The organism is Cellulophaga baltica (assembly GCF_900102165.1).
GTDB lineage: Bacteria > Bacteroidota > Bacteroidia > Flavobacteriales > Flavobacteriaceae > Cellulophaga > Cellulophaga baltica.
Genome location: NZ_FNBD01000033.1, coordinates 1 through 5,548, shown reverse-complemented (window position 1 = coordinate 5,548; position 5,548 = coordinate 1). Strand labels below are relative to the sequence as shown.

Below are 5,548 nucleotides of genomic sequence, written 5' to 3'. Positions count from 1 at the left end.
AAACATGTTTGTGTTGCTTGCCCAATGCGCAGTAGTTGTCTAGGGAAAAGTGCCCAAGAAAAGAAGTTTAGTGTAACGTATTACCGAGAAGAATACGAACGTAATAATGCTAGGGTACACAGTCCACAGGGCAGATACATGAAAGGCAAACGGCAAAGTACAGTTGAACCCGTATTTGGTACTTTAACGCAGTTTATGGGCTTACGGAAAATAAATACGCTAGGCTTAAAACAAGCCAATAAGGTGATGCACCTATCAGCAATAGCCTATAATCTGAAGACCTGCCTGCCGGCAGGCAGGAGTACCTGAAATTCACTCAAAAACACGTAAAAAGTGGAGCAGGAATGGGGTCTTTATTCATTCTTCTAAAAAAGACCTTGTATGCTCTAAAAAACTCATGTTTAAGCACCTTAAAAATAACCAGTTACTTAACTAATTAAAAAATGAAACCGCCTTAAAAGGCGGTTATAAAGGCCATTATTTTATAAATTATGGAGTTGTGCAACGGTTACCATTGTTGTAAGTAGTTTTTTCATCATATCGCTCCAAATTTCATTAGGGAATTTATAATCATCTAAATTTATTTTAATATCGTATATATCAATAGGCTTATTTAACCCATTATTAAAATGCTTGCTTCTCATTGAATGTGCTCCAAAACCTTCTAAAGTATAAATATTTTCGCTACTCTTTTTCCATAGAATACCTTCGTTTATAGTGTACCTTAAAGGAAAGTTTAGACTGTGAATGTTCTTTATTTTTATTACATAGTCTAGTCCATAAATTTTATTTCCATAATTTGAAAATTTTATGATGTTATAAATTTTATCCTCATTCGTATTTAATAAATTTGAATAGTGTTTTATTGCATCTGTCATTAGTTTTTCAGCACATTCTTCATTTGTTAAAGTGACAAATCTTGCAAGGAATAAGAAGTATGTATTAAATTGCTTTTCGGATAGTTTAATTTTTAGGAAATCCATTAATAGATAAAACTCTTCAAATCTAAAAACCATTTCGTGATTATGACAATCTATCCAGCCTAAAGCATAATAGTCGTTGTTTTTTTTAAGATATAAATTTTCTTCAAACTCTCCTTTTCCATTAAGTTGTATTAGACTATAAAAAGAATATTTGTTCACTATTGGTAAGTCAATTAAAATACTTTCAAAATTCCATATATATTTTTCACCATCTAATTCAGATACAATTTCTTTATTTTTATAGATAAAATCAGTTTTCAACAAATCAAAAACTTCTTCAGTTAAATATTTATCTCCTAAACTGTATAACCAATTCCAAAATTCTATTTTTTGCGAAACTTTCATAAATTACTTACAACGTTTGGTATAAGAATAGTAAGGGATTAAAAACGCACTTATTTCAGTTTAGCACTTAGCCAAATTTACAATTTTATTGTTAACTTATTTTTATTTAACCGTCAAATTGTAAATTTGGCGGGCTTTGTAAATATTTACTGACTTTGGGTTTAGCACTTAACCCTTATTATTTTTATACATTGTGCCTGTTGCACAAGTTAGCAATTAATTGACATATCGTTAAAGTAAATTATTGATTGATTTCTTAACTTTAAGGATGCAAGGCAAAAAAACATATCAAGAAAAGCTTTTTAATAGTTTTCGCTTAAGCGAACGAGTTCCTCCAAGACAATTTTTATCGTTTATTAAAAGGTGTATTAGATTTAAATTTTCTCTATGTTCAAACCAAGAGTTACTATGGCGACAGTGGCCAGAAGAGTATAGATCCGGTAGTGTTCTTCAAGTTGTGTTTGGTTGGTTATTTAGAGAATATTATCAGTGACCGTAAATTAATACAGCATTGTTCTATGCGATTAGATCTTCTGTTTTTTATTGGTTATGATTTCGATGATGAGCTTCCTTGGCACAGTACGATAAGTAGGACTCGTCAGTTGTTTCCTGAGTCAGTATTTGAAGAAGTTTTCACTAAAGTACTTAGTATGTGTATAGAAAAGGGAATGGTAAGTGGTCATACCCAAGCTATTGATTCGGCCCCAATAAAAGCGAATGCAAGTATGGATACTTTGGAGCTTAAAGTACCTGAAGAAGATTTGCAAGCACATTTACGAAAGATTCGTGTGTTTAGTTCTATGGACAAAGAAACACCGCACCGTAAAAGCAAAGACGATAAGTCAGATAGAGGTCAGCGTATCGTTACAGCGAGCAAGAAAGAACTTGGTGCTATCCAAAGCAGAAATAAGAAATGGAGTAGAGATCAAGATCAGCGACCAGGGTCAGGAAACAAGGGTTGTAAGTATACCAGTAATAAAACCCATTACAGTCCTACTGATCCAGATGCTCGGATTAGTGTGAAGCCCGGCAAGGCTCGGAAGCTTAATTACTTGAGTCAGTTAAGTGTGGATACGGCAAGTCATGTGATCACCGATATTCGGGCGTATCATGCTGATGGTAAGGACAATCAACAATTACCAGATATAGTAGAACGTTTACATAAGCGTTTGTGGCAACAGGGTCTGTTTTGGGAAAATTGTGTTGCTGATACTGGCTACAGTAGTGGCGAGAACTATGCTTATTTAGAGCAGAAAGGACTTAGAAGTTTTATTCCTCCACATGGGACTTATAAAGGTGGACCGGATGGTTTTATTTATAATAGGGAAGAAGATTATTCCCTTTACCAAAGCGTTTAATGATTATAGAACGGGAACAAAGAAGAAAGAATATAGGGCACGAAAACATGTTTGTGTTGCTTGCCCAATGCGCAGTAGTTGTCTAGGGAAAAGTGCCCAAGAAAAGAAGTTTAGTGTAACGTATTACCGAGAAGAATATGAACGTAATAATGCTAGGGTACACAGTCCACAGGGCAGGTACATGAAAGGCAAACGGCAAAGTACAGTTGAACCCGTATTTGGTACTTTAACTCAGTTTATGGGCTTACGAAAAATAAATACGATAGGCTTAAAACAAGCCAATAAGGTGATGCACCTATCCGCAATAGCCTATAATTTAAAGAAATACCTGAGGTTTACTCAAAAACGAGTAAAAAGTGGAGCAGGAATACAAGCATTAGCCGTTCTTTTGAAAAGGAGGCTATATCATTTTGAGAGATGGTATTTAAGCACCTTAAAAAAACTTAATTACTTACCGATTTAAAAAGAGAAACCACCTTAAAAGGCAGTTATAAAGGTCATTATTTTAGAAATTATGGAGTTGTGCAACGGTTACCGGTGTTGGCACCAGTTATTTATTCCAGTTCGCAATTAAATTCGGATTGATTTTTCTTATTTCATTTACTAATTCAGTTCCGTTTTCTAATTCAGATTTCCAAGTTCCATTAAGTTTACTTTTCGGATATCCTTTTCCAGATTTCAGGTCATAAACAGCATAAATTTCGTTTTCATTTCCCCAAGTCAAATAGACAATACTATCGTAAGATTTAGCTTTAAAATTTTCCAAATCCGTAATGTGGTCTTCAGTTCCAATTAAATGATGTTTTTCCAAAATCAGATTTTCATTAGAGTCCAATATTTCATAATACAAAGGTGTCACAAAGTCAAATTCGTCTTTTTGATAGATATTCACAAAAGTTTTTTCTATTCCGCTTACTTTTATCTGTCCGATTTTCCATTCTTGGAAACAGGACGTAAACAGAATTAAAGTCAGAAGTAGGAATAATTTCGATTTCATTTTTCTAATTGGTGCCAACAACGGCTCAGTGTATGAAATGTAGCGTGTAAAAAGACACTATCGTTTCGGATTAAACACGAGCCGAATTTTTAAATTTTTCTTTTTATCTTTATTTTACTAAAAGCCAAATTTAAAAATTTGACGGTTTTTGCAAATACACACAAACCTTTCGGAAAGCCTATATTAGCTATGTTTTATATACATTGTTGTGCAACGTTCTTTCAGGTTTGTTATTTATTTTTAATCAATTCCCTAACTTTTGAATTGAAATTTTCTTTATTTATTCCAATCAATTCATTAGTAGCTTTTAAATAACTTTCCAATCTATCTTGACTTCCAGCATTGATTAATTCTGAAATACCGTCTGCACCTTTTTCTTTTTCAACTTGGTTTGCAATAATTCCCGATATTACAGAACGTACTGAAATTTCGCTTGCGATATTGTTGAAAATCTTTTCATTGTTGCTAAAAATCTCAAAAATGTTTGTGTTGGGATTTTTTGTTAAATAATCTTTTAGTTCGGTAATAAGTCTTTCGTTTGTAACCATTTCGCCATTTTTGTCCGTGTAATAAGCGTTTCCCCAAGCATAGGCAATTCCTTCTTCTGTAATCCAGTTCCGGTTCGCACGTTTATTTATTTGTCCTGAATAGTAATGGAACATATCGTGAGAAAAGTCCTCGTTGTTTATTACCGCAAAAATTGTTTTGCTATCCACTCCGTAACCATCTCTATATTTGCCGTTTGAATAAAGAGAATATCCAAATCCCAAAAGCTTAGAAATTTCTTGGAAATTATCTGTCATATAAAAATGTAATTTTTCTGGTTTCAAGCCTAATTTTCCAGCTATCTCAATATTTTTATTGTCAAATATTTTAGCTCTTTCCTTATTAATGTTCTCTCTAAAATGGTAAGTTACATTACCTACTGTTTCTGTTTTCCAATATCGTGTCAAATAATCAAGAGGAACAGAAAATGTAAATTTGTCACTTGATTCTGTTGCTATTAGATTTATATTGTAGAGTAGAATTGGATTAGTTTCTGGATTTTGATAGATATAAGAGATTGTTATAGAATATTTATCGCTTGAAATTGGATAAATATTTATCAATTGCTTGTCTTGAATTTTTTTAGCTGTACTGTCCTTTTTTGTTTCGTAGTTCACTAACTCTTGAAGCTGTGATTTTGTCAAATCTGCTCTTTGTGGTGTTAAATAATCTTCATTTAGCTTACCTTGTTCCATTTCTAAAAAAAAGGTTTCCAAACTTTGGTTAAAATTTTGTTTTGTAATCGAATCCATTGAATTTTGCAAGAATCTCGGAATTTCAATAGTTTCTTGGGCAATTGCAGAATTAAGAGCAAAAATTAATGTTAATGTTACGATTTTTCTTATCATCTTGATTTTTTTTTAAATGTTGCACAACGTTTAGTATAAGAATAGTAGCCGACTGCGATGCACTCTCCTGTCAAGTTACAAGAAAATTGAAGCGGGCTACAACCCTTGAATTCACTACTGTTTCGGCTATTATTTTTATACATTGTGTGTGCCCAGCATGGGCATCTTTTGTTTACCGAAAGGTAAATAATTAATCTAGAGGGTGCAAGTCCCTTATGGGCAGGTGTAACGCCTTGAACCATTAGTAAGCTGCAAGGTTGCTAGTTGTGAGACTAGGACTGAAGGAAGCAGGACTACAAAACTCGGTACTGACGAACAGAAACCGTATATGAGGCATAATTATCTGGGTAAGCAACCACATCATTGTAACGCCCTAAAGAGTACAAAAATGGTAGTTATGTAGATACGGCGGTGATCGAGAGAAAGAAGATGTTCTTACCTGGGGAGGTCTCTACAACCACGAGTTTGGTT

Annotated in this window: 3 protein-coding genes and 2 pseudogenes; 2 read left to right on the top strand and 3 right to left on the bottom strand. The window is 33.5% G+C overall.

Annotated elements, in window-relative coordinates; all coding sequences use genetic code 11:
- Nucleotides 1-440 (top strand): annotated as a pseudogene (locus BLQ19_RS21690) (transposase); the annotation flags it as partial.
- Nucleotides 441-482: 42 nt separating this feature from the next.
- Here BLQ19_RS21690 and BLQ19_RS20575 read toward each other — a convergent pair.
- Nucleotides 483-1,328, bottom strand: coding sequence for a hypothetical protein (locus tag BLQ19_RS20575; RefSeq protein ID WP_074539621.1), 846 nt, complete (start codon nt 1,326-1,328; stop codon nt 483-485).
- A 268-nt stretch (nt 1,329-1,596) separates the two neighbouring features.
- On the opposite strand from BLQ19_RS20575, the pseudogene BLQ19_RS21870 reads away from it, so the two are divergent.
- Nucleotides 1,597-3,149, top strand: a pseudogene (locus BLQ19_RS21870) (IS1182 family transposase).
- A gap of 87 nt (nt 3,150-3,236) precedes the next feature.
- Here the strand turns inward: BLQ19_RS21870 and BLQ19_RS20565 are convergent.
- Complete coding sequence (locus BLQ19_RS20565) at nt 3,237-3,683, bottom strand: hypothetical protein (protein WP_074539620.1); 447 nt, start codon at nt 3,681-3,683, stop codon at nt 3,237-3,239.
- A gap of 230 nt (nt 3,684-3,913) precedes the next feature.
- A complete protein-coding gene (locus BLQ19_RS20560) occupies nt 3,914-5,077 on the bottom strand; it encodes a hypothetical protein (RefSeq protein WP_074539619.1) in 1,164 nt (387 codons plus the stop codon).
- Nucleotides 5,078-5,548 lie beyond the last annotated feature (471 nt).

Bases quoted from the DNA above. Each gene is read 5' to 3' on its own strand.
- BLQ19_RS20575 (WP_074539621.1), bottom strand. From the start codon at position 1,328: ATGAAAGTTTCGCAAAAAATAGAATTTTGGAATTGGTTATACAGTTTA.
- BLQ19_RS20565 (WP_074539620.1), bottom strand. From the start codon at position 3,683: ATGAAATCGAAATTATTCCTACTTCTGACTTTAATTCTGTTTACGTCC.
- BLQ19_RS20560 (WP_074539619.1), bottom strand. From the start codon at position 5,077: ATGATAAGAAAAATCGTAACATTAACATTAATTTTTGCTCTTAATTCT.